This is a genomic window from Nostoc sp., assembly GCF_036916655.1.
Taxonomy (GTDB): Bacteria; Cyanobacteriota; Cyanobacteriia; order Cyanobacteriales; family Nostocaceae; genus Nostoc.
The window spans coordinates 63375-88500 of the sequence record NZ_JBALFY010000066.1; the positions used below are offsets into that span (position 1 = coordinate 63375).

Here is a 25126-nt window from a genome sequence, read left to right on the forward strand (position 1 = left end):
TACGTAGTCACCTTGCTTTCCCATTCGCAAAGCGCATCTCTACAGAACGCTCCAAGTTCAAAATTCAATTCTTAGTTTTATGCTTGGATGCAAGTACCTGAACCGATTTCCCATCTTGGAGAGCATCCGTAGGATTAGTAATTAACCTCACATTAGGGCTTAAACCAGAAACAACTTCAACTTCAGTACCATAATCTCGTCCAAGCTCTACTTTTTGGTACTTAACTTTCTTTTCCTTCGTCACAGTGGCTACTTGTATACCATCTGCATTAATCACTAAGGTATTAGCTGGTACTAATAAAGGTGGGTTGGCACGTTCAGCCTTAAAAGTCACTTCAGCATACATCCCAGGACGCAACACATTGTCTGAATTCTGTACTTCAATTTCAGTTAAAAGAGTATTAGAAGTAGCATCTAAGACATCAGCAGTCCGAATAACTTTACCAGCAAAAGATTTTTTCGGTAGCTCACGAACACGAACAAGCGCAGTTTGTCCAGGGTGAATTGATTGCACAAAAGCCTGGGGAACATTAATTTGGATGCGTAAATTATTCGTCTGAGCAATTTTAAATAACCAAGAATTTCCACTGTTACTATTGCTACCCGCAGAAATTAAAGCTCCCGTATCTATATTGCGAGCAGTAATTACACCTGCAAAAGGAGCAACAATTTGTTTGAATGTTTGTAAAGAAGTTATCCGTTGTAAATCTGATTTACTAACACTCTTGCTTGCGATAAACGCATTAATGTTAGCTTTTTGGGAATTAATAGCTGCAAGAGCAGTATTTACACTTTCTTGATCTGAATTGACGCGCGCGATTAAAGTATCTACATTAGCTTGACTGGCATTAAAAGCAGTTTTACGTTCATCAGCAGCTTGTGTCGTCACGGCTCCCTGCTTTTGAAGTAATTCCCAACGTTGCCAAGTTTGACGTGCTAGTTCTAGATTAGTACGTGCTTCGGCTAATTCTGCTTGTCTAGCTTTTAAGTTAGCTTTTGTTTGAGAAAGATTACTTTGTTTTTGTGCTAAATCTGCCTGAACCTGAGCCAGATTTGCCTCAGATTTTGCCAATTCTGCACGAGCTTGCTGTATATCTTGGTCAGTTTCCGGGGCATCAATTATAGCGAGTAGCTGTCCCTTATTTACACGTTCGCCAATATCTACAAATTTCTTTTGTAAATAGCCACTGGTACGAGCATAAATTGTGGTTTCTTGGCTGGCTTGAATACTACTAGGTAGAACTAATTCGGTGAAATTAGCAGCAACTTTTGGTTTAACTACATTGACTGAAGAGACTTTTTTTGTTGTAGATTTAGCGAAAGCATTTAATTCTGATTGCTTTTGTAAACGAGGTATAATACCAAGTGCTAAAAGTCCAGTAACAACTAAAGTAGTCGTAGCAATAATGGTGATAGAAGCGAAACGACTTTTTTTTGTCGTTGCTGCGATTGATGTAAGATCAGAATTATCAACTTGGGTGTTTTCTTGAGTATCCATACTACAAAATTTCTATTTGATTTGTTGATTTATGAAAATCTAAGTTTCTTTCAGATCCCCGACTTCTCTAAGAAGTCGGGGATCTAATTATTCACTAATAATTTACCGATTAGCTACAGTTAATTTGATAGTAGAGGATAGTTCTTCCTCCAACTCTAAATTTTGGGGTTGTTTTCGGCGCAAAATACTATAAATTACAGGTACAAAAATTAAAGTTGCCACTGTTGCTGCTAATAATCCACCAATTACAGCACGTCCTAAAGGAGCATTTTGTTCACCACCTTCTCCTAAACCAAGAGACATTGGTAACATCCCCATAATCATGGCCGCAGCAGTCATTAATACTGGACGCAAACGGGTATAACCAGCAGATAAAGCAGCAGAAACAGCTTTTTCTCCTATTAGGCGTTGCTCATTAGCAAAGGTGACAAGCAAAATACTATTAGCAGTAGCAACCCCAATACTCATAATTGCACCCATCAAAGAAGGTACGCTAAAAGTCGTGTTAGTCACAAATAGTATCCAGACAATTCCTGCTAAAGCATTTGGTAGTGCCATCATAATAATGAATGGATCAATCCAAGATTGAAAATTGACTACTATTAAGCAATAAACTAATCCAATAGCAAATATTAATCCTACTTCTAATCCTAGAAAAGATGAATTCATCGTTTCTACTTGACCTTTCACTATAATTGAGGTTCCACGCGGTAACTTCTGCTGAAATTGTCCAACTATTTTATAAATATCGCTGGCTACACCACCTAAATCACGACCTTGAACATTGGCGTAAATGTTAAATACAGGCTGTACGTTGTAATGATTAACAACAGCAGGAGCTTTGCCACGTTTAGCAATAGCAATATTGCTTAAAAGTTGTGACGAGCTAGAACCGTTAGCAATAGGAGTATTCTGAATTTTTTCTAGTGAGTTAAGTTTGTATTGGGGAACTTGTACTGCTATTGGATAACTGACTCCTTTGATAGGATCGAGCCAAAAATTGGGTGATGTTTGACCACTAGAACTTAATGATGTGAGTAGGTTATTGGCCACATCTCGTTGAGTTAAACCGTTACGTTGTGCTTGAGAACGATCTACATTAATACGTAGGTCTGGGGCATCAACAACTTGATGTAAATGAACATCAACTGCTCCCGGAATTTGAGATATTTGAGTTTTGATTTTTTGGGCAATTTTGTAGTTATCTCGACGATTTTTAGCTGGGCCTATGACCTGAATATCAATAGGGGCTGGTAAACCGAAATTGAGAATTTGAGTTACTATATCCGCAGGTTGGAAAAAGAAGGTTAATTCAGGAAATTGGGCGGTTAATGTTTGGCGTAGTTGTCTAACATATTGCCAAGTAGAATGATGTTTACCTTCTTTAAGACCGACAAGAATTTCTCCATCACCAGCGCCGATGGTTGCTGTGTCACTAAAAGCCAGGTTGACTCCACCTACAGGTAAACCAATATTGTCAAGAATAATTTCTAATTCTTGCTCAGGAATAACCCGACGAATCTCATTTTCAACTTGACTAAAAATCTGTTCTGTCTTTTCAAGTCGTGTTCCCGCGGGAGCGCGGACGTGCAGCCGAAACTGACCTGCATCTACTTGAGGGAAAAAGTCTTGACCAACAAAAGGTAGTAAAACTAAGGCGCTTACCCAAAAAGCACCAAACATCGCAAAAACTACACCCCGATGATTTAGAGCTTTGGCTAAAGTATTTCGATAGGTTTGGCGAAATTTCTCAAATTGGCGGTTAAACTGCTCATGAATCCGCCAGAAAATATCTTTTTTAGAAACCGGTTCAGACACATGACCATTACCGTTATTACCTAAATTTTCATGTTCAGTATAAAGATGTAGTTCCTTTCCAAGCAGAAACTTTGCCAACATTGGTACTACTGTCCGCGACAGTAGATAGGAGGCAAGCATCGCAAAAACAACCGCCATCCCCAAAGGCATAAATAGCGATTGAGCTACTCCTGTTAAAAAGACGATTGGGATAAAAACAATACAGATTGCCAAGGTTGAAACGAAAGCCGGAACAGCTATTTGTTGTGCGCCATCTAAAATAGCTTGTTGCAGAGGTTTTCCTTGTCCCAAGTTACGATGAATATTTTCAATTTCTACTGTGGCATCATCAACTAAAATTCCAACTGCTAGAGATAGACCTCCCAAGGTCATAATATTCAGAGTTTGTCCGATCAATCGCAGAACAATAATAGAACAAAGAATTGATAAAGGAATGGAAATTGCCACAATTAAAGTGCTGCGCCAACTACCTAAGAATAGTAAAATCATGGCGGCAGTTAAACAAGCTGCAATCAATCCTTCGGTCAATACTCCGTGGATGGAAGCTTTAACAAATATAGATTGGTCAAATAAGATTTCTAAATCTAATTCTTTGGGTAATGTGGCTTGAATTTTTGGTAGTCTTTCTTTGACTCTAGCAACAACATCTAAAGTTGAAGCACTACCACTTTTGAGAATAGTTAATAAACTAGACCGTCGTCCATCTCGACGAACAATATTATTCTGCACTGCAAAGCCATCATGGACTTGGGCAACATCACGTATATAAATTACAGTGCTATTAATCTGTTTAATGGGTAAATTGTTTAACGCATCTAAGACTTGGGGACTACTATTGAGTCGAACACTGTACTCGCGATCGCCTAATTTGGCATTTCCCCCAGGTAAAATCAGATTTTGGGCGGTGATTGCGGTTGTGACATCTGTAGCTGAAAGACCTTTGGCAAATAGAGCCTGCGGGTCAATATCTACCATGATTTGCCGAGGTTTACCTCCATAAGGCAACGGTACAGATGCACCTTGAACAGTCGCTAGCTGAGTCCGCAGAAAATTATTACCGTTATCGTAAAGTTCTTGCTCTGATAGTGATGTGCTGCTAACACTTAGCTGAAGAATTGGCACATTAGAGGCATTGTAGCGAACAATTAAAGGAGGTGTAATTCCTGGAGGTAAACCTCGAAGAATTGTTTGGGTATTAGAGGTAAGTTGAGCTACTGCTGCTTCAATTTTTGCTCCTGGTTGGAAAAAAACTTTAATGACGCTAACACCATTGAGTGATTGCGATTCGATGTGTTCAATATCATTAACAGTGGTTGTAAAAGAGCGTTCGCTCGCTGTAACGATCCGCTGTTCCATTTCTTCTGGTGAGACACCACTATAAGACCAAATTACACTGACAACGGGAATATTAATTTCTGGAAAAATGTCCGTTGCCATGCGCGTAATAGTAACTACTCCTAAAACAAAAATAAGTATGGAAGTAATTACAAATGTATAGGGGCGACGAAGAGCAAGTTTAACAATCCACATTGTTTTTTAGTCTAAATTATTCTTTCTTCTTCAGTTTGTTAGTGTGATTTACATTCAAGTAAATTATTTAGATTTTAGTTATTCATTGCCAAATGAATACCTGCTGAATGCCTTCATTTGCAATCAGCTAGATTTAAAAGCATTAAGCCTCAATTATCCCGGTAACTCGATAGATTTACAGTATTTTATGTAAAATTATCTTTGCATACAGATGTGTAAAATGCAAGACCCTTGTACCTCAACAAGGCAAATGTGTAATATTTCATACGTAATTGCGGTAGTACATTTTCAGAGTTTGTAGTCAGCACTTTAGTGCTTAGAAAAGTCTTCTTAAACTTGACAAAAGCTGATTTCTAGAGGTGAATTATAAACTCAGCTGATAAAAGTAGAGCCAAGGATCAACCGAAATCAGCTAGATAGCTAACCCTGGTAGAGGATTTGGTCATGGTTCATCAGACATATACAGCTGATGTCTTAATTGTTGGTGGAGGAACTGGAGGGACTGCGGCTGCTATCCAAGCGGCGCGACGGGGAGCCAAAACCATTTTGGTGAGCGAATTTCCTTGGTTAGGGGGAATGCTTACTTCGGCTGGTGTATCTGCACCCGATGGCAATGAATTAGAAGCCTTTCAAACGGGGTTATGGGGTGCGTTTTTGCAAGAATTGCGACAACGACAGTCGGGAGGATTAGATAACAGCTGGGTAAGCTTTTTTAGTTACGATCCCCGAATTGGGGCAGAGATTTTTGCCGATTGGGTGCAGGAATTGCCCAATTTGCACTGGATTTCGGGACAAGTACCTTTAGAAGTCTTCCGACAAGGTGATTCGATTACTGGTGTGCGCTTTGCTGATTTTGCTGTCACAGCCAAGGTTATTCTCGATGGCACAGAATTAGGAGATTTATTGGCTTTAGCTGAAATACCTTACCGCTGGGGTTGGGAATTGCAATCGGAGTGGGGAGAACCCAGCGCCCCAGTGACTTTTAACTCTTTAACCCAAAGATATCCTGTGCAAGTGCCCACTTATGTAGTCATTATGCAGGACTTTGGTGAAGCCGTTGCCCCAGAGATTCCGATCGCACCTAACTATAATCCATCCCAGTTTACAGGTGCTTGGGATAGCTATGGAGCAGAGACATTTTTAAATTATGGACGTTTGCCTGGTGGCCTATTTATGATGAATTGGCCAATCTGTGGCAATGACTACGGCGAAGGGGTAGGGAGGTTGATAGAGTCAGATGTATCCAGAGGTGAATTCATCCAAGAATCTCGCTGGCACAGCCAAAATTTTGCTCATTTTATCCAAAAACAGCTTGGTCGTCGCTATGGTTTAGCAGAAAAAGTATTTACTCACACTCCTACAGCTTTTGCACTGCATCCTTATTATCGGGAAAGCCGCCGCTTAGTGGGGCTAAGTACTGTCCGCGAACAGGATATTTTGCCGATCGCAAAAGGTAGAGTTGCATCTATATTTAATGATGCGATCGCCCTTGGCGTTTGCGAAGCAATCGCAGTTGGTAACTACGCCAATGACCATCATTATCCTGGTGTTCAATTCCCACTGCAACCTAAATCGATCCGCTGGGGAGGACGTTGGACTGGAACTCCTTTTACAATTCCCTACAGTTGTTTAATTCCAGCTACAACCGATGGTTTCTTGGTCTGTGAGAAGAATATTTCTGTCTCCCACATTGCCAATGGCGCTACCAGATTACAACCTGTGGTTATGGGAATTGGCCAAGCAGCAGGGATGGCGGCGGCGATATGTGTTGAATTAAACTGCCAGCCGAGGGATTTACCTATTAGAAAGCTGCAAACGGCTTTATTAGAAGATAATCGCTCAAAAGCGCTAATTATTCCTTTGTTTAATCTTCCCCCCAATCATTCGGATTGGCGGCACTGGCAACTGTATTACTTAGATAACCCACAAGCCTATCCAGTTAGTGGCGATTGCCCTGACTCTGCTTTTGACAAAGCATTAATTCAGGAAAGTAACTGTTTCACAGGCATTTTTTACCGCTTGTCACAGCAGGAATACAGATTCACTGTCACAGCACCAGCCACATATCAAGGGCAAAGCTGGCAGCTTGTGACTTTGCGATCGCACATTGACGAGCAATTACGCGCTTATCCCGACGAACAATTAGTTACATTGTGGGGTCGTTACAATCCCTCTGGTAATTGGTTATTAGTCGAACATTTAAACGAAGGGTAAGAGGAGTTTATTTTCAGTAAAACAGAATACTTTTTGATGAATTGTCCGGATATTAATCAAAAAGCTAAGTATCAGTGAAGTGGAGAGTTCCAAAATAGACATTTGCTATGCGTGCTGCCATTTCACTTTTAATATCGAGTCTGGTGTTCGGCCCCTTAGCTTTTAACCGCCAAGCAATGGTCAATCACTTATCAACAGGGCTGTCTTCCACGCCTGCTTCGGAACACTGGCTGCTAGCATCTGAACAAAGTACAGATGATGTGCCACGGCATCGCGGTAGTGGGCGTAGGGAAGTGACACAAAAACTCAGAAATATCTATGCTGTGGTTTGACTAATGTAGGTAATGCCTCTTTTCCCAAAGGAACAGAATTACCAGAAAACAGGACGTTATGCTAACATCTTTCACACAGCTTTTCTGGCAAAAATATATACAGTTGACACACAGAAATCTTCAGCGATCGCTTAGTATTTCAACTGCAAGCTTTATATATATAGTTGGCATCAATCCTGCCGATCAAAACGCAAATCAAATTCAGTGCCTTGATCAACAGCATTACCAACTCCTCAAAAGCTACACAACTGTTGCTCATATTTCTGGGAAGCTTTGCGTCTTAATCCTCAACGGTAGATATAGATGCTACTAGGCTATCAGTTAATCTAAAGCACATCCAATTCAGGCATTTTGCTTGTTGAGGAAACAGTCTTAAGGCAACTTCACTTTATTCCCCAATAGATTTTCTTCTCATACATTGAGTAGCTGGTTATCTACGTCAGGAAATAATTGATCTTCGCTTTGGCGTTTGTTTGGCGTCCTTTGCCGAAGCATAAAATCTTTTTCGTTGCATCTGAGCTAATCTAGAGCATAGATTCGCACAAGTAGTATAGGTTTATTGCCCTTGACAGCGAATCTTACTATTTTTGACCGTACTCTTGCACCTGGTTCCATCTTCTCGCAGATGGCTGCCGACGAAATAAATATTAAGAAGGATCGTGCTAGATCGTCTTACTTCTTTTAAGTCTACACCCAAGGGCAGATGCAAAATTTTGCATCTGCCCTTTTTAGGTAAAGTTTATTTAAAGAAAAAGGAGTGGGGACTGGGGACTGGGAGTAGAAGAGAGAATTATTGAACAAGTTTTTTTCTAATGCCCAATGCCCAATTACCCAATACCCTTTTACACTGTTGTTTTCTTACGGTTATTTTCTCTTCCCTGGATGCCGTTGAGGAACATTGGCACAAACTTCTCGATAAACGTCTGTGGATCTCGCTGCCAAGCCTTTTGTGCAGCCTGAATCCTAGTAAATTGTAATTCAGGTGCTAGCAAAGTCAGGGGTAAGCGTTCCATCAGGTATTGGGGACGTTGCCAAAGGGGCATGGTATTTGCCACTTCCACCAAGTTGACAACTCGCCGTAGTTCTGCACCCAAGGTGATATCCATTCCCGATTCAAACGCCGCTTGTTCAATTGCGGTATATTTTCGCTTGGCTTGTTCTACCTTTTGCTGATGTTCTGGACTCTTACGCGCAAGTTCTCCTAACCAACGATTACCCCACTGGACGTGTCCCACTTCCTCTGGGAGAATTTTTTCAATGGTTTCCCGGATTTTGATGTTTTCTGCGGTTTGCGCTCCTTGCTTGAGTGCATAAATGTGAGCAGAAAAATACTCACAGCCCCGTTTTTCGGTGACATTAATTGCGGCAAGGGAAGAAATCACAAAATCATCAAGGTTTTCGACTGGATTTTGTTGTTCGCTATCGAGTAAGCGTTCAAATTCATTGATATATGAGGAACCGGGCGGCTTACTAATGTCTGCTCCCAATTCCACCAACAAATCAGTTAGCCACATGGCATGACGAGCTTCATCTGAGATGTGATGAGACAAATCCCGGACTAGTTCTCGCGGCTGTCCATTTAGTTGTTCAATTAGCTCTGTGAGGTCTTTGCAACTGCGTTGTTCGCTGTAACGGTAGCGGTTGAGGGTAATTAGATGGATTTCGCGATCGCATACCACCCGTTTTAATACATCTCTAGCACTCAAAACATTCTGAAATTTATGTGGATAAGCAACTGTCATAGATTCTGTAAAATTTTGTAAATCTTTGTAAATCTTTATTTGATGGTAACTTAGTTTTTGCAACTGCTGTTTTTGTGCCGCTTCACGAAAAAAAAAGAGCAAAAGCAAATATGAATTTTTGTAAAAAGTAGCTTATGTTACAGAATTTTTGTTATATTAGTCTTGTGAGAAAACAAAAATTATATATTCACCAAATAGAGAGGGCTATGGTTATGTCTATCGCAGATAAATCTCGTGCATTAATGGCGCGTGAGCATCAACAAGTCAAGAATCGCCAACAATCAATATTGATGCGGGCTGCTCAAGAACTTGGTCTTCCTGAAGAAGTATCCCACAACTGGAACCCAATTCAAGGGAAGGTAGATGCTAACGCTCGGATGATTTATGGGCCTAGTCATGCCTCCATGAGCTAAGTTTTAAGGTTGATTTTTTGAGTGAATGTCTCAACTGACAACTCTGGAAAAAAAAAGCCACCCTCTACATCTAGGGTGGCAAAACTTATCAACTTAGTGAGATACGGTACTTAATTAAGCATCGTAGTAGAGGTAAAACTCGTAGGGATGAGGACGTAGCTGCAACTGCTTGACTTCGTTGCCCAGCTTGTAATCAATCCAATTTCCGATAAAGTCTTCTGTGAAGACACCTGATTCTGTCAAGAAGGCGTGATCTTTTTCCAGTGCTTGCAACGCCAATTCTAAGGAACCTGGTGTTGAAGGAACCTTCGCTAGTTCTTCTGGAGAGAGTTCATAGATGTTCTTATCTAAGGGTTCACCAGGATGGATTTTGTTCTTGATGCCATCAATACCAGCAGAAAGCATTGCAGCAAATGCCAAGTAGGGGTTAGAAGTAGCATCTGGACAACGGAATTCTAAGCGCTTGGCTTTGGGGTTAGTACCAGATAGAGGAATACGGATAGAAGCAGAACGGTTTCCTTGGGAGTAAGCCAAGTTAACGGGTGCTTCATAACCAGGCACTAGGCGCTTGTATGAGTTGGTACTGGGGTTGGTAATGGCCAATAAGGCTGGTGCGTGTTTGAGCAGACCGCCAATGTAATACAGTGCTGTTTCACTCAAACCAGCATACTTATCACCTGCAAACAGAGGTTGACCATCTTTCCAGATAGACTGGTGACAGTGCATTCCCGAACCGTTATCGCCAAAAATTGGTTTTGGCATGAAGGTGACAGTTTTGCCGTGTTTCTTGGCAACGTTCTTGATGACGTATTTGTAAATCATCAACCAGTCAGCCGCTTCGATCAACTTGCCAAACTTGAAACCCAATTCGCACTGACCACCAGTCGCAACTTCGTGGTGATGCTTTTCAATGGGCACACCTAATTCTGCCATCGTCAACAGCATCTCTGTACGGATATCTTGGAAAGAATCCGTCGGTGCTACTGGGAAGTAACCTTCTTTGAAGCGTGGTTTGTAACCTAAGTTGGGTTTGTCAGATGTACCCGCTTTACCAGAATTCCAAGCACCTTCTTCGGAGTCTAAGAAGTAGTAGCCTTCGTTAGCGGTTTGGGCAAACCTAGCACTGTCAAAGATAAAGAACTCAGCTTCAGGGCCAAAGAAGACTGTATCACCAATACCAGTGGAAATCAGGTAATCTACTGCTTTTTGAGCAATAACGCGTGGGCAACGGTTGTACCATTCGCCTGTACGGGGTTCCTTAATACTACAAATTATACTTAGTGTTGGTACTTCCATGAATGGGTCGATCCAAGCAGTGTTGGGGTCGAGTACCATCGTCATGTCCGATTCGTTGATCGCTTTCCAACCCCGGATACTAGAACCGTCAAAAGGTACGCCATCAGTGAATGCAGTCTCATCAATTTGGTTTTGGTACAGCGTGAGATGCTGCCAAGTCCCCACTGTATCGATGAATTTGAGATCAATCAGCTGAATTTTTTCATCTTGAATTCTCTTCAAGAGTTCTTGCGGTGTTGTCATTGTTACTCCTTCTCTACCAATTTCCTAAAGTAATACCAGAATCTTCCAAAGCATCCTAACCCTGCTGATCTCAATCCAGCCGTGACACACCTGAAATATCTTAAATACTAGACATTAGTGGATTTTGTAGTCTGTGCTACAGATATCTGGATTACAGGTTATATTAACCTTTCCGCGATCATCTGTACAAAACGGGAAAGTTCATCACATCAGGGGTCAACTTTGGCATAAAATCCTTAGATAGCGGATAAATTGTTTTTGTGCCAAATCTATTTTAAATAGCACAAAAGTTTACTGGTGCATAAGTGCAGCCAAATAAATATCAAACCATAAATAGCAAGGATTGGGAGAAGAAGGAATGCGCGATGCGGTAACAAGTTTAATTAAGAATTATGACTTAGCTGGTCGGTATTTTGACCGGAATGCGATCGATAGCTTGAAGTCTTACTTTGACAGTGGTACTGCAAGAGTACAAGCGGCAGCAGCAATCAATTCTAATGCTGCTGCACTTGTTAAGCAAGCTGGTTTGAAGTTATATGAAGAACTGCCAGAATTGATTCGTCCTGGTGGAAATTCTTATACGACTCGTCGTTATGCGGCTTGTCTGCGGGATTTAGACTACTACTTGCGCTACGCTACCTATGCGTTGGTTGCTGGGAACACAAATGTATTGGATGAACGAGTGCTACAAGGGCTGCGGGAAACTTACAATTCTCTAGGAGTACCTATTGGGCCAACAGTTCGCGGTATCCAAATTCTCAAGGATCTGATTAAGGAACAAGTAGCAGCAGCCGGTGTGCTGAATACTGCTTTTGTAGATGAACCATTCGATCACATTACACGCGAGTTGAGCGAGACAGATATTTAGATTTTAGGTGGGCAAGGTGTCTGCCTCACAAGAATTATAAATGGCGATCGCACTTTCGTCTGTGTTGGGAAAGAGCGATCGCTTTTTTATTAACCCTATCAGGCGTTGAAAAGAGAGTATAAGGCGCTTGTCACTACATTGCAACATCGCGCTTGACGAGCAACTAGAAAGGATTATCAGATGAATAAACTAGCTCAGGATCGTAAAATTAATTCGCGAAGATATTGTCTTGGGTTTCCATCTCGTTGAACTACGGCAATACACTGATTTTGCTGTATCTTAATTCTCTTGATGTCGTGCATTCCCAAAGAATGAAAGAGGCAAATCGTTTTAACCACTGATGATCTGCACTCTTTGATGCTCAAAAGCTTTTGCCGTAGTGTTGTTATTTAATAGAAATCGTGAAATTGTATAAATGATTATTCGGCCCAGAACCGCCTACGATATAATAATCACCTGTCTTAGGAAGACGCAGGCGAAAACTCTTACTTTCACCGTCAGCACCAGCGAAAACTGGACTCAAAGGTTTACCATTAACACCATAGAGAGTAACACTGGCACGAGCGCCTAAACTATTAACTTTTAAAGTCAATGTTTGTCCAGCTTTAGCTCTTAATATATAGATGTTATTTTCGGCATTTTCAATTGTGGTACTACTTTTTCCTCTAGCAAAAGCTACACGGCTTGTAGTCAGAGAATTCAAATGATGTTTGACATTTGCAAACTGTGCCATTGAGGGAGCTGGTAAAACATAAGCTCCGGCGGTAAAAAGTAGGGTTGATAAACTAGCGATTAAGAGATGTTTCATAATAAAGTTGAAGTTTTTAGTATATGTAATAACTACTCATCTCAGAGGTTTGTTTACGGAAAATTTGAGTGATTTTCTCTGACTCGTGAGTGTCTATACAATTTTGTAGATCGAAACTTCAAACTATTCAACTGTAATTATGCTTAAATGTCCAAAATGAAAATCTCGCCTTATTAAGAGAAGGCCGTTAGCTGTTACATCTAATTAAACAACAATCTGAAAATCGCACGACTCGCTCTTAAGAAGTTTCTATTCGCAATTCAATTGGGGAAATTCAACGAGAAAATCAGCGGCATAAAGCTGAGGATTATTATCTGACGCCAGAAGAATTGTTAGAAACCTTAGCAGAAGCCTATTTAAATGCCATTGATGAGGCTTCTTTAGAAGTAGAAGAAGGTCGTTATGAAGCCCAAGAATTGAAAAAAGTTGTTAACCGCGAAGAAATTATCAATCGTACTTTGGCTTTAATCTTACCAGGAGAATCTAATTAATTGGCTAAACAGCGACTCGACACACTATTAGTAGAGTTAAATTTATGTGCTTCTCGCGCCTTAGCACAAAGACTAATTCAGGCGGGGGAAGTTACTGTTAATCAGCAGCTAGTTGATAAACCTGGCACTGAAGTTGATATTACAGCTCAAATAAATATTAAAGAGCGATCGCCTTTTGTTTCTAGAGGCGGTGAAAAACTCTCCAAAGCTTTGTCAGTATTTGCCATTCCCGTAGTCGAGCGCATTTGTTTAGATGGTGGAATTTCTACTGGTGGTTTTACTGATTGTCTTTTGCAAGCTGGAGCAACAAAAGTTTACGGCATTGATGTCGGTTACGGACAAGTTGACTGGCGATTGCGAAATGATTCGCGCGTGATTTTGCGGGAACGTACCAATTTACGGCAACTACGACCAGATGAATTATATAGCGAGGATGACCCGATTCCTGATTTGGCAGTAGTTGATGTATCGTTTATTTCTTTAACTAAAATTTTACCTGCTTTGTGGCAACTAACTCAAGCTAACCGAGAGGCTGTGTTGTTAGTCAAGCCACAGTTTGAAGTTGGCAGATCCCGTGTGGGTAAAAAAGGTGTTGTGCGCGATCCAAACGACCAAGCTGATGCCATTTTCCAGGTATTGCAAACAGCCTACGAATTAGGATGGAAATACAAAGGCTTAACTTGGTCGCCGATCACTGGCCCTGCTGGGAATATTGAATATCTTTTGTGGTTGGGAATGGAAAGTGAAACACCACCTCTTGATTTAGAGGCAATTAAGCAAATAACGCAATCAGCAACAGCTGATTTACGGAAGAGTTAAAGAAGAATTCAGAATGCAGAATGCAGAATTCAGAATTCAGAATCGATTAGTGGAGGACTTAAACCCACTCATCTCCACTCGGACTCCAATTCATACTGAATTCTGACTCCTGAATTCTTATTAAACGTCGTAGATTAGACATTCTACGGAAGCTGGATGGCGATCGCAGTAATTTTCCAAAGAAGTTTTCTTTAATTTTGCTTGCTGTTGATCGGATTTTTCAGCTTGTAATTCTTCTACAATGTCCCAAGCTACGGCACAACCAGCAGAATCACTGCCATCTAGTTCACAAGTTGTCCGCGCTTCAGCAATAGCTCCAATAATAGCTTCTTCAAGATTTGCTGCCCCAGCAGTTTCAAATGAGTTTAGGGTTGTTGTCATGATACTTTTACCTTTAATTTACAGAGATAGATATTAACTGTGAGCTTTCAATGACCCCATGAAGCTCACATTTCCAGTTTAGATAGGCTTCCCATAAGAGGTAGTGGTAAACACCGTCATCTTTTTAGCTAATTTAAGTGGGAATTACCCTCTGATCATTTTTGATTCAAAAAGCTAAGGGAATTCCACTAGGTGGAGTCACTGCTAGTGATGGTCATGTTCTCAGTCTTGCATCCCAAATTAGGAATGTCAGTCAATTGTCAGAGGAGCTTGATAGAAGTTGATAAACACTTATAAACGGTAACAATAGGGAAACAATTCTTATTTATTCTCAATATTTTATGCCTAACTCTTGTCGCAGACGATACAGAATTGTATTTTGGTCAACTTGAGAGAGAATTTCTTGAATGACACTGCTAGCGCCCAACTGTCCCCAAGTGCAGCCTTTTTCGAGATAGACTTGGGCGGCTTTGCCAACAGAGTATGCGCCATAACCAGCGATACCAGCTTGAGCGATCGCACTGCCAGCAAAAGCAGTAATATTGCTGGGATTGTCACCACTGGTGATAGCAGCCGTACTTTTACCTAAACCCAAAAGCAAACTACTACCTAATTCTCCCAGTAGTAAACCACCAGAACTAAATAAAATCGTTTTTAAAATTTTCCCAGCTTCATAGCTAGTCATTGGTAAACCATACAATCTAGCTAGGGCGCGAATTAAAGCCAAATCGGCAACAGTTCCGCCCAGAATATCTAAGAAAGCGATGGGATTGAGCATTACTGCCAAAGCTTTGTATTTGGTAAATTGCCAGATGATATCTTCGGCTTCTTTTTCGCGTAAATCGATAGTTTTTTGAGCGATCGCGGCTTCTGCATCTCGTGCTTGGATCAGTGCATTTAATGCCAGAAGCGATCGCCCTTCCCGATTCAAAATATTCAGAATTGTCTCTTTGAGTTCGTCTACTTGTGGTGGTGGTGTCTCCCACTCATAACTTACACGCCCATCAGGCCATTCAACCCGGACTTCCATTGCTGCTGGTTCCGCCGCCACCATCACAATTTCATCAGGTAATAGGGGTTTTGCTTCAGGATGTCCAGCACCCAGTTGTTGTAGATTTTGGTAAATTGCTCCTTGGTCGGTATCTGGGTATAAATCTATTTTGTTAAACACTAAAATCAAGGGTTTTTGCGATCGCCGCAATTCCAGCAATGCTTGATACTCAGTGCGCGTGATATCACCAGACACGACAAACAAAATCAAATCCGCCTGATGTACTACTTCTCGTGCCATATTCGCCCGTGACTCACCCTCAATTTCGTCTAATCCGGGGGTATCAATTAACTCTACTAGTACCTTGCCACCAGGCTGCCAACGCACGGAACGGGGCCATTGAGTGACACCATTCAGGGGCCCAGTTTGCAAAATCTTGTCACCCAACAAGGCATTTAAAACTGCTGACTTTCCCCGACTCACCAAACCAAAGACAGCAATTCTAATCACGTTAGAATCTAGCTTGTTGAGTGTGGCGTTCAAAGCTTCTAATTCCGGTTTCACCAACCCTAGCAATTCTGGATTAGATGATAACTGTCCTGACTTACGAAGATATCCATACCAAGAAAGCGCTTGTCTGAGACTGGCGCGGGCACGATTCAAATGAGTTTCTTGCAGATTACGATAAACCGACATAATACCAGCACTTTCAGCTTTGACCGAAAACGAAAAGGATACAAGCCCCTAAATTTATTTATGGGGTTCATTAATTTTTAATTTTTAATTTTTAATTGGGAGCGATCGCCCTTGGCGTCTCGTAGAGAAGCGACGTGACTTTCTCAACCCCGTTACCAGAATTGAGAAAGTGAACATACCTCTATCTTATATCTCTAAAGTTCTAAGGGACTAGGTGCATTAGTGGTTTAGTTCTGTGCGCGTGAACATAAAATAGTAGTGTCCATTGAAAAATGGATATTGGTGTACTAGTTTGCAAGACCGCGTATCACCACCAATTATCCATTAAACACTTGTACACTAATGTTTCGGCTATTATTTATATTTCTCAACAATGCCTAATCCCAAAGGTAATCCAGAAAGCCTAGAACCAATTAAATCTCATAGAGAAGAACCATTAACGACTACTATCAGCTTTCGCGCTACTGAAAAGATGAAGGAAGAAGTGAAAGCTAAAGACGACCCGCCAGAATTTTGTAGAGAGGCTATTCAAGAGAAGCTAGATAGAGAGAAGTAGCCTATTTTGTCAGAAGAGTTTGCAGACTAGAACAGGGGACTGTGTTTATCATCCCAACATTTGCGATCGCTCCAATTTCTGCCAGTATGTTCACATTCAGATGCATCATCTATCCAAGGAATCGATGTAGAGTGGTAGGAGTTTCCAGTGACAGCGAATAAGCTAGCAGTGAATAAGGGCAATAATAAGGATAAAGTTATCAGTGTGCAAATCGGTAGAATTATTAAATATCCAGTGAGCAAGATAACGTTACTATTAGTCCAAAAAACTGCACCTATCTTCTTATTTTTTGGACAAGTTTTTAAGCTAGTTCTTGAATTCGAGAAAAGCATAATGCAACCCTATTAATACCAGTTTATATAAAAATCTCATTTGATTCGTAAAAGCCAAACAGACTGAGAGCTAACCGGATCGGGTTTTGGATCTGAGTATATTCAGCAGAAAAATAGGATTTTTATACAAGTATGGATTTTTACATAAGAATATTATTGAAGCTGTATACTCTCATGTCAAATGTGCAAGTGGCGAATTCTTATAACCTTTAAGATTTGGACGCTAAAAAATATTTTTCATGAAAATATGTTGAAGTTGTGGCGATCGTTCTTGCGTAAATCCTAGTAAATTTAACTCACATCCTTCTTGGAACTATCCAGCAAAAATACTGATATAACGCTGAATTATTCTGTAACTAATAACAAAAGTTGGTGTAAGGCTGGCAGAATAGAAGTAGCGTTAATTCTTTTTTATGCCTAAAGATGATAAATCTGAAGTTTTACAAAGGGGCGCATCTACAATTATCGGTTATGAAGATTTTTTAACTGAACTAAAAACACGGATTCTAGCGCTCAATTACGTGCCGCAGTTGCAGTCAATAAAGAATTAGTATTACTCTACTGGAAAATTGGGCGAGATATTCTGAATCGCCAACAGCAGCAGGGTTGGGGCGCAAAAGTTATTAATAGTCTGGCGGCTGACTTGCAGAAAGCTTTTCCAGAGATGAAAGGCTTTTCGCTTCGGAACCTCAAGTATATGCGGGCATTTGCCGAAGCTTATCCAGATGAGCAATTAGTGCAAGAGGTGCTTGCACTAATTCCGTGGGGTCATAATGTTCGGATTTTGGATACTGTTAAAGACCAAACAGAACGCTTGTGGTATGTACAACAAATACAACTAAAGATTCTGATTTAATTTAGAGTGTATTTCAATGCAGAGGAAAATATCTTAAATCTGCTGTCAGCGCGAGACGCAAAGAAGCAGAGAATATTTGATAACTTCTCTGTATCCCTGCGTCTTCCATAAACAACTATTACCAAATTCGATTTCCATTTTCATCAAGTCGTGCCTGCCGAATTACGTCAGAGATTTCTTCAGCATCTTTAATGTGATGGAGTGCCTTCTTTTCGCCATTGGGTTCATCCACAACAAAGTAAGTCGGGACTGTGATTTTGTCACCTGTAATGTCTGGAACATCATCGACAGCTTTCTGTTTAGCCTTCTCTTCAATTGATTGAGGCTGATCAGAAATTCTATCTCCTGGATTCGCGGTTAAGTTTCTTTCGTTCACATCTGGCTTTTCACGAGAATCCCGATCTTCGCTTACTGGTTGATTAATTTGGTTTTCTTGATTTTTATCACTCATGGCACTTTCAGCTATTAAAATATGTTGATTGACTAACAACAGCTTAAAAAATCAAAGGCATAAATAATTCTTTCTCTGGAGAGAGTTTGAGAATATATTTTGTGAGGAGCATATCTTAAGTTAGACTCTAGCTCTCAGATTTATAAACAACCTCTTACTTCAGAAATAAATAAAAATTAAAGTTGCCGGAACAACTCTAAAAAAAGCAAAACACAAATGTACATTAATCCTGGTGCGATCGCGCCGTAGTATAGTTGTAGACCTTTGCTGGTAAATCTAATTATGAGAAACAATTCTTCTACTAATGGCAAAATTCCAACGAGAATAAAAACGCGCCGGGATTTCTTAACCTACATGCTAGGTACTACAGCTGCATCAGTAGCAATGGGATATCTGTTTCCCAAAATCAGCCAAAGTCGTGAGCTAGACCTAGAAACCCTTTGCTCACTTTATCCCAAGAATTCGCGCTGTCAAAATTATCTTCCCGGATCGGTGGCATTGGCTCAAGACGGCAAAAAAATTGACGCTAATACACTATTAGCAACTGCAAAGCCAGGAATTCCGATTCTCGTAAAAGGCTTGCCAGATAGCAGCGTGGATTATCTGATTATCCAAGATGGGCCAAAGATTGCTGAGTACGCTATCAATCCAATCTGTACCCATTTAGGATGTACAGTCTCATGGGATCTTGAGAAGAATCACTTTATTTGTCCTTGTCATGGATCTCAATACGATTCTCAGGGGCGAGTTGTTCATGGCCCAGCTAAACGCTCTCTACCACTAATCACTGTAGTAGTCAAGCAAAATCAAATTCGTTTAGTCGATCGCAAACCTGCTGTAGATCCTCGTTAACCTAGCCAATATCAAATTAGATTGGATAATGCCACCATACTTTTTAAGCAAGTCATAAATCATAAAAGACTAACAAAAATTACTGCATGATTTTAATTTGTCGGGTAAGCTGACAACAGCAGTTTTAACCCTCAAAACAATGACCGCAAGTAGTCCCACGATTTTAGCCCTGGACTTTGATGGAGTGATTTGCGACGGACTAATTGAATATTTTGAGGTAGCATGGCGTACCTATTCTGAAATTTGGTCGTCTGCTAACGATGCACCACCAGATGATTTAGCCTTGAGATTCTATCGTTTACGCCCTGTAATTGAAACTGGTTGGGAAATGCCTGTTTTAATCAAAGCCTTGATAGATGGAATTCCTGATGAAAATATTTTTCATCAATGGACAAGCATCGCCCCACAACTTTTATTAGATGACAAGCTACAGGCAAGAGAAATTGCTGCGAAACTAGATCGACAGCGAGATGAATGGATTACCACTGATTTAGGTGGTTGGCTGAGTCTGCATAAATTTTATCCAGGTGTAGTAGAAAAAATAAAGTTAACTCTTGACAGTGGAGTTAAGCTTTACATTGTGACAACTAAAGAAGGGCGTTTTGTGCAGCAGTTGTTGCAACAAGAGGGGGTAAATTTACCACCGGAAGCAATTTTTGGCAAAGAAGTCAAGCGTCCTAAATATGAGATTTTACGAGAATTAATCCAGTCAGCAAGTGACAAGCTACTTAGTCTCTGGTTTGTAGAAGATAGACTCAAGGCATTACAGTTAGTCCAACAGCAAGCAGACCTTGAGGATGTGAAACTTTTCCTTGCAGACTGGGGCTATAATACCCAAACAGAACGGGAATTTGCCCAAAATGATCCGCGAATTCAGTTGTTATCACTTTCTCAGTTTGCTAAGGATTTCTCAGCTTGGCTTTAATCTATTAAACATCTGGTGAAAAAAATGTGGAGACGTAGCACTGCTACGTCTCTACAAGGATTATGGACAACGCATATTTAATTTTCCCAGATGTCTATTAAATCAAACTATGTGTTTTTTAATGTAAATATTTTAAAAATGATTAAAAATCAGGCGCTTTCCTCCTGGGATTTAGGTGAAATAATAACTCATAACTATTCACTCCTCACTTAGCACTTAACTTTTATGCTTGACCTAACAAAACTAGCGCGACAAATGCAGGGTTTAAGTCAGCATCTTACTTTAGAAGCTGCTGCCAGTCGTCAGCGTTTAGAACTGGCACAACAACATTTAAAAAATGCTTACGAGTCTCAACAAGATTTAATCGAGCGCCAGGAAAAATGGCGCGCTCGCATTCTCTTTGCTAATGCTACCCCAATCGAGCCGCTAGAAACCTGCATCGATATTCCAGTTCCCCCAAAAATTCATACTGTCATTGCTACCGATGGTTCTCAAATTGCCCCCAACCATCACGAAATTGCTTACTGTTATCTCCTAAATATCGGCAGAGTTGTCTTGCACTACGGACAAAATCGCCATCCGCTACTCGATAGTTTGCCAGAGGTATTTTACCGTCCAGAAGATTTATATATGTCTCGGCAATGGGGAATTAGAACTGAGGAATGGATGAGTTTTCGCCGCACAGCTTCCGAAGCAACGGTGTTGGCAGAACTGGCGTGTGATGCAGCACAAAAGGAAACGCCAGCGCTAGCAATGGTAGATGGTTCGCTAATTTACTGGTTTTTAGAACAGTTGCCGATGGATGCACGCGATCGCATTTTACCCCCCATTCTCGAAGCTTGGCAGCAAATGCGTGATGCTCAGATTCCGTTGATGGGCTATCTTAGCGCCTCTCGTAGCATCGAAACAATGAACTTTTTACGCTTGTTGGCTTGTCCCCATCCAGCGCCAGACTGTAGAACTCATTGCCCAAATCAGCTAGAAAAAGTACCTTGTAAAATTTTTGAACAGTTGCGAGATACTTCTGTTTGGGCAACCCGACTCAAGCCAGGACAACGCAGTACCTTGTGGCGCAGTAATTCGCCCATTCTCGAACTTTACGGCGATCAAACAATTTACTTTTGCTACGTCCACGTTGGCACCGAAATCGCCCGTATCGAAGTCCCGGCGTGGGTGGCAGAGAATGCAACCATGTTAGATCAAGCACTGGGACTGATGTTAGCACAAGTGCAGAAAGGATACGGCTACCCTGTAGCGATCGCTGAAGCCCATAACCAAGCAGTTGTAAAAGGTGGCGATCGGGCGCGTTTCTTTGCCCTTCTCGAACAACAAATGATTAAAGCTGGTTTAAAAAATGTGGGAACTTCCTACAAAGAAGCTAGAAAGCGCGGGAGTATTGCTTAAAATAATTCGTAATTCGTAATTCATAATTGAATTCTTAACTACGAATTACGCCTTATGCTCCTAATACCTTAGCTACTTAAGGACAATGAAAGATAAAAAATTACGTCACACTTCTTATCTTAAACCTAAACTCTAAATGTTTCTTCTACAGCTTTTTAGGGAAACCTTTATTTAGTAGAGAACTAAGTTAACAGCTAGCTTACTCAGTAAAAACTAGTAGGTACTTATTGGCTTTACTATCAAGTTAATTACGTTTTTATTCGTAAGTAATATTAACGATAAACGTATTAACTTTTTTCCAAAAAGATTCATACCAAAAAAGCTGATGGAACTAGTTAAAACTGAGTACAAACAATCTGAAGAAAAATACTCTCGATTTTTCTCACTTTCTATAGATTTATTGTGTATTGCTGATTTTAATGGTTATTCTAAGTATTTAAATCCAGTATGGGCAAAAACACTGGGTTGGTCAATTCAGGAACTTATTGCTAAACCATTTATAGAATTTATTCACCCAGAAGACCAGGAATTAACTATTGCAGTAGCCCAAAAAATTACACAAACTGTAGATGCAGTTAGCTTTGAAAACCGCTATCTTTGTCGGGATGGCTCTTATAAATGGTTGTCATGGAATGCAACTAGTTTCATTGAAGAAAAGTTGATTTATGCAGTAGCTCGTGACATCACTGTTAATAAACAGAATGAGATAGCGCTACAAAAATCTATCCAAGAATTAGAAGCTTTTAGATTTGCCTTAAATGCCCATTCACTAGTAGCTATTACTGATAGAAGTGGGAAAATAACCTATGTCAATGACCTATTTTGTCAAGTTTCTAAATATTCTTCAGAAGAACTTTTAGGTCAAGACCATCGGATTATCAATTCTGGACACCACACAAAGGAATTTTTTGCAAATTTATGGAAAACTATTGCTAAAGGGAAAATCTGGACAGGAGAAATTCAAAATAAAGCTAAGGATGGAACTTTTTATTGGGTTGATACTTTGATCGCCCCAATGTTGGGAGAAAATGGAAATCCCTATCAATATGTATCAATTCGCACGGATATTACACAGCGTAAGCTTTCAGAGTTAGCTTTATTGGAGCGATCGCGCTTGTCAGTTTTGAGTGCAGAAGTCAGTTTAGCCTTATCTCAGAGTGGCACACTTCCAGAAATTCTGCAAAACTGTACAAATACGATTTCCCAATACCTTGATATCGGCTTTGTCTGTATCTGGACTTTTGAAAGACAGACAAACCAGCTACAATTACAAGCTGGCGTTCATTGCACAGATATGACTTGCAGTACTTTGAGCGATACCCAAGATTTCCCAGAACATATCGCTTTAGTCAATAATATTATTGGCTTAATGATTCAAAATCATCAAGCTATTTTTAACCAAGAACTATCAATTAATAATTCAGAAAAACTTGTAAATTCTACATTTTCAATTTCTCGATTTTCTGCTTATCCTCTGATAGTAGAGCAGCAAATAATCGGTATAATCGCTCTATTCAGCAAGCAATTATTTACCGAACCAACTCATAACCTATTAAATTGGATTGCTAATAATATTGCTGTAGCTATTGACCGAATCTGGGCGCGAGAAGAACTCCTCAGCCGTCGGGAAGCTTTATTACTGCGTCTAGCTAGTCAAATCCGCAGTTCTCTTGACCTAGATATGATCTTAGAAACTGCTGTTAATGAAATTCGCAGCTTATTACAAATTGACCGTTGCTACTTTCTTTCTTATTTAGCACACTCATCCCAGCCAAGTCTGGCTATTACCTATGAAGCGCGAAACCCTAACTTAGCAAGTATGTTAGGTCACATTCCGCTACAAAAAAGTAATTATTTAACAAATATACTTCTTTCTCAAGAGGTAATTTGTATCGACAATATTAATAGTAAATTAAATCTCGATTATGATATGCACGAACTTTTAACTGAGTTTGGGATTACATCTCAAATCCTGATACCAGTTAAGAGTAATTCTGGTGAAATTGGGGCAATTGTGTGCAGTCATTGTAGTGGCGATCGCATTTGGAATAACAGTGAAGTTAGCCTACTACAAGCTGTTTGCGATCAACTAGCGATCGCCATCGATCATGCACAACTTTATACCCAAAGTCGCGCTGCTACTTTAGTCGCTCAAACTCAAGCTGAAAAACTCACCGAAACCTTACATAAATTGCAGGAAACTCAATCTCAACTGATCCAGAATGAAAAAATGTCTAGCTTAGGACAATTAGTCGCTGGAGTTGCCCATGAAATCAACAATCCAGTTAATTTTATTCATGGTAATTTAACCTATGCTAACGAATACTTTCAAGAGATGTTAACACTCTTACATCTTTATCAGCAATACTACCCCCACCCAGAAATAGAAATTGAATATTTCACTGAAAAAATTGATTTAGAATTCATTACTAGTGACCTTTATAAACTCCTATCCTCCATGAATATGGGTACTAATCGTATCCGTGAAATTGTTTTGGGATTGCGAAATTTTTCTCGCCATGATGAAGCCGACAAAAAACAAGTTGATATTCATGAAGGAATTGAAAATACATTATTAGTTTTGCATCACCGCTGGAAAGATAATGGAATTGGGTTAGATATATCTATAGTTAAAGAATATGCTAAGTTGCCCTTAGTTGATTGCTATCCTGGGCAACTTAATCAAGTATTTATGAATATTTTAACTAATGCAATTGATGCTTTAGAAGAGTCAATGGTCAACATCAGAAACAATCATAAGGCGCAAATTACAATTTGTACTGAAATTTTAGACAGCAAATTTGTTGTCATTAGAATTGCCGACAACGGATTAGGAATGCCAGAAGACGTTAGAAAGCGGTTATTCGATCCATTTTTTACCACAAAACCTGTAGGTAAAGGAACAGGTTTAGGATTATCAATTAGCTACCAAATTATAGTAGAAAAACATAGGGGAATTTTGAATTGTCTATCAGAACCAGGAAAAGGTACAGAATTCTGGATTCAAATTCCAATTTAAAAATACTCTATATTTAAATAAGCTGGACATGGCTTATTTACGGTCTATGATCTATCTTGAGGTGGTAGAAAAGAGTAAAATATGAAATTATTGAACTCAATGATATTGTCTTATTTAAGAGTCAAGGGCAATCCTAGTAATATTATAATTGGTAAGAAATTGAATACTGGAAAATCTTAAATTATCATTTGCGATCGCTCCAGAGATTAATTAAAAAATAGCTCGTTTTCATAAGTAGGAGTTATTTGCATATTAGTATTAATTAAATGTAGGTAGTTGTCAATAAACATTAATTTTTATTGTAATAGATTCTTCATTTTAGCCAATTTGATCCAGTTAGGATATTAAGCTATCAGTAAATCATAAAGCTCTTGATATGCGATATTTTCTGTATCTTCTAAGCTGAAAATATCTGAATTATCAAGATAGCGATCGCTCATTTCGTTAAATTTTTCTAAAAAGGTAAAATCACTTGCTTTTGCTTTCGCTAGCCAATCTAAAATACCTTTACCTTTAGTATTCTTTCGTGACTTACCAATTGCCATAAATTCTTTTGAAGATTTTCCCAACCCTCCTTAAAAAGGTTTGCTT

At 39.9% G+C, this 25126-nt stretch carries 22 protein-coding genes and 1 pseudogene; 13 read left to right on the forward strand and 10 right to left on the reverse strand.

Going from position 1 to position 25126, the window contains the following annotated elements; translation table 11 throughout:
* Positions 1 to 64: 64 nt before the first annotated feature.
* Both V7L31_RS17590 and V7L31_RS17595 read right to left on the reverse strand, forming a co-directional pair.
* Positions 65 to 1498: an efflux RND transporter periplasmic adaptor subunit gene (locus tag V7L31_RS17590; protein WP_334697426.1), complete on the reverse strand. Its 1434-nt coding sequence runs from the start codon at positions 1496 to 1498 to the stop codon at positions 65 to 67.
* Between the two features lie 102 nt (positions 1499 to 1600).
* Positions 1601 to 4846: an efflux RND transporter permease subunit gene (locus V7L31_RS17595; protein ID WP_334697427.1), complete on the reverse strand. Its 3246-nt coding sequence runs from the start codon at positions 4844 to 4846 to the stop codon at positions 1601 to 1603.
* Between the two features lie 444 nt (positions 4847 to 5290).
* Here V7L31_RS17595 and V7L31_RS17600 point away from each other — a divergent pair, with 444 nt between their 5' ends.
* From V7L31_RS17600 to V7L31_RS17610, 3 genes are all read left to right on the forward strand, one after another.
* The gene (locus V7L31_RS17600) at positions 5291 to 7060 is read left to right on the forward strand and encodes an FAD-dependent oxidoreductase (protein ID WP_334697428.1); all 1770 of its coding nucleotides are present in this window, start codon (positions 5291 to 5293) and stop codon (positions 7058 to 7060) included.
* Positions 7061 to 7167: 107 nt separating this feature from the next.
* Positions 7168 to 7392, forward strand: a complete 225-nt coding sequence (gene patX / locus V7L31_RS17605) for a heterocyst-inhibiting protein PatX (protein WP_334697429.1) — start codon at positions 7168 to 7170, stop codon at positions 7390 to 7392.
* 58 nt (positions 7393 to 7450) lie between these two features.
* Positions 7451 to 7705 carry a hypothetical protein gene (locus tag V7L31_RS17610; RefSeq protein WP_334697430.1) on the forward strand — a complete coding sequence of 85 codons (255 nt, stop codon included), beginning with the start codon at positions 7451 to 7453 and terminating at the stop codon, positions 7703 to 7705.
* 529 nt (positions 7706 to 8234) lie between these two features.
* On the opposite strand, the gene V7L31_RS17615 is transcribed toward V7L31_RS17610, so the two are convergent.
* Entirely contained in the window at positions 8235 to 9134 is a 900-nt protein-coding gene (locus V7L31_RS17615; protein WP_334697431.1) for a ferritin-like domain-containing protein, read from the reverse strand.
* A gap of 212 nt (positions 9135 to 9346) precedes the next feature.
* On the opposite strand from V7L31_RS17615, the gene V7L31_RS17620 reads away from it, so the two are divergent.
* Entirely contained in the window at positions 9347 to 9547 is a 201-nt protein-coding gene (locus V7L31_RS17620; RefSeq protein WP_334697523.1) for a hypothetical protein, read from the forward strand.
* Between the two features lie 114 nt (positions 9548 to 9661).
* Here the strand turns inward: V7L31_RS17620 and glnA are convergent, their stop codons facing one another.
* Complete coding sequence (glnA, locus tag V7L31_RS17625; RefSeq protein WP_334697432.1) at positions 9662 to 11086, reverse strand: type I glutamate--ammonia ligase; 1425 nt, start codon at positions 11084 to 11086, stop codon at positions 9662 to 9664.
* 358 nt (positions 11087 to 11444) lie between these two features.
* Here glnA and apcB point away from each other — a divergent pair, with 358 nt between their 5' ends.
* On the forward strand, positions 11445 to 11954 hold the full coding sequence (apcB, locus tag V7L31_RS17630) for an allophycocyanin subunit beta (RefSeq protein ID WP_334697433.1): 510 nt from the start codon (positions 11445 to 11447) through the stop codon (positions 11952 to 11954).
* 3 nt (positions 11955 to 11957) lie between these two features.
* Here apcB and V7L31_RS17635 read toward each other — a convergent pair whose 3' ends face one another.
* A complete protein-coding gene (locus V7L31_RS17635; RefSeq protein ID WP_334697434.1) occupies positions 11958 to 12101 on the reverse strand; it encodes a hypothetical protein in 144 nt (47 codons plus the stop codon).
* Positions 12102 to 12339: 238 nt separating this feature from the next.
* Complete coding sequence (locus tag V7L31_RS17640) at positions 12340 to 12762, reverse strand: hypothetical protein (protein ID WP_334697435.1); 423 nt, start codon at positions 12760 to 12762, stop codon at positions 12340 to 12342.
* Between the two features lie 329 nt (positions 12763 to 13091).
* Here V7L31_RS17640 and V7L31_RS17645 point away from each other — a divergent pair, with 329 nt between their 5' ends.
* Positions 13092 to 13253, forward strand: coding sequence for a hypothetical protein (locus tag V7L31_RS17645; RefSeq protein ID WP_334697436.1), 162 nt, complete (start codon positions 13092 to 13094; stop codon positions 13251 to 13253).
* Complete coding sequence (locus V7L31_RS17650) at positions 13254 to 14072, forward strand: TlyA family RNA methyltransferase (protein ID WP_334697437.1); 819 nt, start codon at positions 13254 to 13256, stop codon at positions 14070 to 14072.
* A gap of 120 nt (positions 14073 to 14192) precedes the next feature.
* Here V7L31_RS17650 and V7L31_RS17655 read toward each other — a convergent pair whose 3' ends face one another.
* Together V7L31_RS17655 and V7L31_RS17660 are read right to left on the reverse strand one after the other, a co-directional pair.
* A complete protein-coding gene (locus tag V7L31_RS17655; RefSeq protein WP_334697438.1) occupies positions 14193 to 14453 on the reverse strand; it encodes a Calvin cycle protein CP12 in 261 nt (86 codons plus the stop codon).
* Positions 14454 to 14784: 331 nt separating this feature from the next.
* Entirely contained in the window at positions 14785 to 16140 is a 1356-nt protein-coding gene (locus tag V7L31_RS17660; protein ID WP_334697439.1) for a GTP-binding protein, read from the reverse strand.
* 373 nt (positions 16141 to 16513) lie between these two features.
* Between V7L31_RS17660 and V7L31_RS17665 the strand changes: the two genes are divergently transcribed.
* Both V7L31_RS17665 and V7L31_RS17670 read left to right on the forward strand, forming a co-directional pair.
* Positions 16514 to 16696 (forward strand): hypothetical protein, encoded by a 183-nt coding sequence (locus V7L31_RS17665; protein WP_292849677.1) that lies wholly within the window; start codon positions 16514 to 16516, stop codon positions 16694 to 16696.
* A gap of 897 nt (positions 16697 to 17593) precedes the next feature.
* Positions 17594 to 17884: pseudogene (locus V7L31_RS17670) on the forward strand (DUF1016 N-terminal domain-containing protein); the annotation flags it as partial.
* A gap of 118 nt (positions 17885 to 18002) precedes the next feature.
* Here V7L31_RS17670 and V7L31_RS17675 read toward each other — a convergent pair.
* Entirely contained in the window at positions 18003 to 18335 is a 333-nt protein-coding gene (locus tag V7L31_RS17675; protein ID WP_334697440.1) for a hypothetical protein, read from the reverse strand.
* A 282-nt stretch (positions 18336 to 18617) separates the two neighbouring features.
* Here V7L31_RS17675 and V7L31_RS17680 point away from each other — a divergent pair, with 282 nt between their 5' ends.
* From V7L31_RS17680 to V7L31_RS17695, 4 genes are all read left to right on the forward strand, one after another.
* On the forward strand, positions 18618 to 19187 hold the full coding sequence (locus V7L31_RS17680; RefSeq protein ID WP_334697441.1) for a Rieske 2Fe-2S domain-containing protein: 570 nt from the start codon (positions 18618 to 18620) through the stop codon (positions 19185 to 19187).
* A gap of 139 nt (positions 19188 to 19326) precedes the next feature.
* Entirely contained in the window at positions 19327 to 20112 is a 786-nt protein-coding gene (locus V7L31_RS17685) for an HAD family hydrolase (RefSeq protein ID WP_334697442.1), read from the forward strand.
* Positions 20113 to 20337: 225 nt separating this feature from the next.
* Complete coding sequence (locus tag V7L31_RS17690) at positions 20338 to 21516, forward strand: DNA double-strand break repair nuclease NurA (protein ID WP_334697443.1); 1179 nt, start codon at positions 20338 to 20340, stop codon at positions 21514 to 21516.
* Between the two features lie 325 nt (positions 21517 to 21841).
* Positions 21842 to 24535 (forward strand): PAS domain S-box protein, encoded by a 2694-nt coding sequence (locus V7L31_RS17695; RefSeq protein ID WP_334697444.1) that lies wholly within the window; start codon positions 21842 to 21844, stop codon positions 24533 to 24535.
* Between the two features lie 344 nt (positions 24536 to 24879).
* On the opposite strand, the gene V7L31_RS17700 is transcribed toward V7L31_RS17695, so the two are convergent.
* Positions 24880 to 25080, reverse strand: coding sequence for a VWA domain-containing protein (locus V7L31_RS17700; protein ID WP_334697445.1), 201 nt, complete (start codon positions 25078 to 25080; stop codon positions 24880 to 24882).
* Positions 25081 to 25126: the final 46 nt, after the last annotated feature.

Coding starts and splice junctions, on each gene's coding strand:
- V7L31_RS17680 (WP_334697441.1), top strand. CDS start 18,618: ATGAGAAACAATTCTTCTACTAATGGCAAAATTCCAACGAGAATAAAA.
- V7L31_RS17595 (WP_334697427.1), bottom strand. CDS start 4,846: ATGTGGATTGTTAAACTTGCTCTTCGTCGCCCCTATACATTTGTAATT.
- V7L31_RS17700 (WP_334697445.1), bottom strand. CDS start 25,080: ATGGCAATTGGTAAGTCACGAAAGAATACTAAAGGTAAAGGTATTTTA.
- V7L31_RS17620 (WP_334697523.1), top strand. CDS start 9,347: ATGTCTATCGCAGATAAATCTCGTGCATTAATGGCGCGTGAGCATCAA.
- V7L31_RS17635 (WP_334697434.1), bottom strand. CDS start 12,101: ATGTTGCAATGTAGTGACAAGCGCCTTATACTCTCTTTTCAACGCCTG.
- V7L31_RS17690 (WP_334697443.1), top strand. CDS start 20,338: ATGCTTGACCTAACAAAACTAGCGCGACAAATGCAGGGTTTAAGTCAG.
- V7L31_RS17640 (WP_334697435.1), bottom strand. CDS start 12,762: ATGAAACATCTCTTAATCGCTAGTTTATCAACCCTACTTTTTACCGCC.
- V7L31_RS17675 (WP_334697440.1), bottom strand. CDS start 18,335: ATGAGTGATAAAAATCAAGAAAACCAAATTAATCAACCAGTAAGCGAA.
- apcB (WP_334697433.1), top strand. CDS start 11,445: ATGCGCGATGCGGTAACAAGTTTAATTAAGAATTATGACTTAGCTGGT.
- V7L31_RS17615 (WP_334697431.1), bottom strand. CDS start 9,134: ATGACAGTTGCTTATCCACATAAATTTCAGAATGTTTTGAGTGCTAGA.
- V7L31_RS17660 (WP_334697439.1), bottom strand. CDS start 16,140: ATGTCGGTTTATCGTAATCTGCAAGAAACTCATTTGAATCGTGCCCGC.
- V7L31_RS17665 (WP_292849677.1), top strand. CDS start 16,514: ATGCCTAATCCCAAAGGTAATCCAGAAAGCCTAGAACCAATTAAATCT.
- V7L31_RS17655 (WP_334697438.1), bottom strand. CDS start 14,453: ATGACAACAACCCTAAACTCATTTGAAACTGCTGGGGCAGCAAATCTT.
- glnA (WP_334697432.1), bottom strand. CDS start 11,086: ATGACAACACCGCAAGAACTCTTGAAGAGAATTCAAGATGAAAAAATT.
- V7L31_RS17610 (WP_334697430.1), top strand. CDS start 7,451: ATGCTAACATCTTTCACACAGCTTTTCTGGCAAAAATATATACAGTTG.
- V7L31_RS17685 (WP_334697442.1), top strand. CDS start 19,327: ATGACCGCAAGTAGTCCCACGATTTTAGCCCTGGACTTTGATGGAGTG.
- V7L31_RS17695 (WP_334697444.1), top strand. CDS start 21,842: ATGGAACTAGTTAAAACTGAGTACAAACAATCTGAAGAAAAATACTCT.
- V7L31_RS17600 (WP_334697428.1), top strand. CDS start 5,291: ATGGTTCATCAGACATATACAGCTGATGTCTTAATTGTTGGTGGAGGA.
- patX (WP_334697429.1), top strand. CDS start 7,168: ATGCGTGCTGCCATTTCACTTTTAATATCGAGTCTGGTGTTCGGCCCC.
- V7L31_RS17590 (WP_334697426.1), bottom strand. CDS start 1,498: ATGGATACTCAAGAAAACACCCAAGTTGATAATTCTGATCTTACATCA.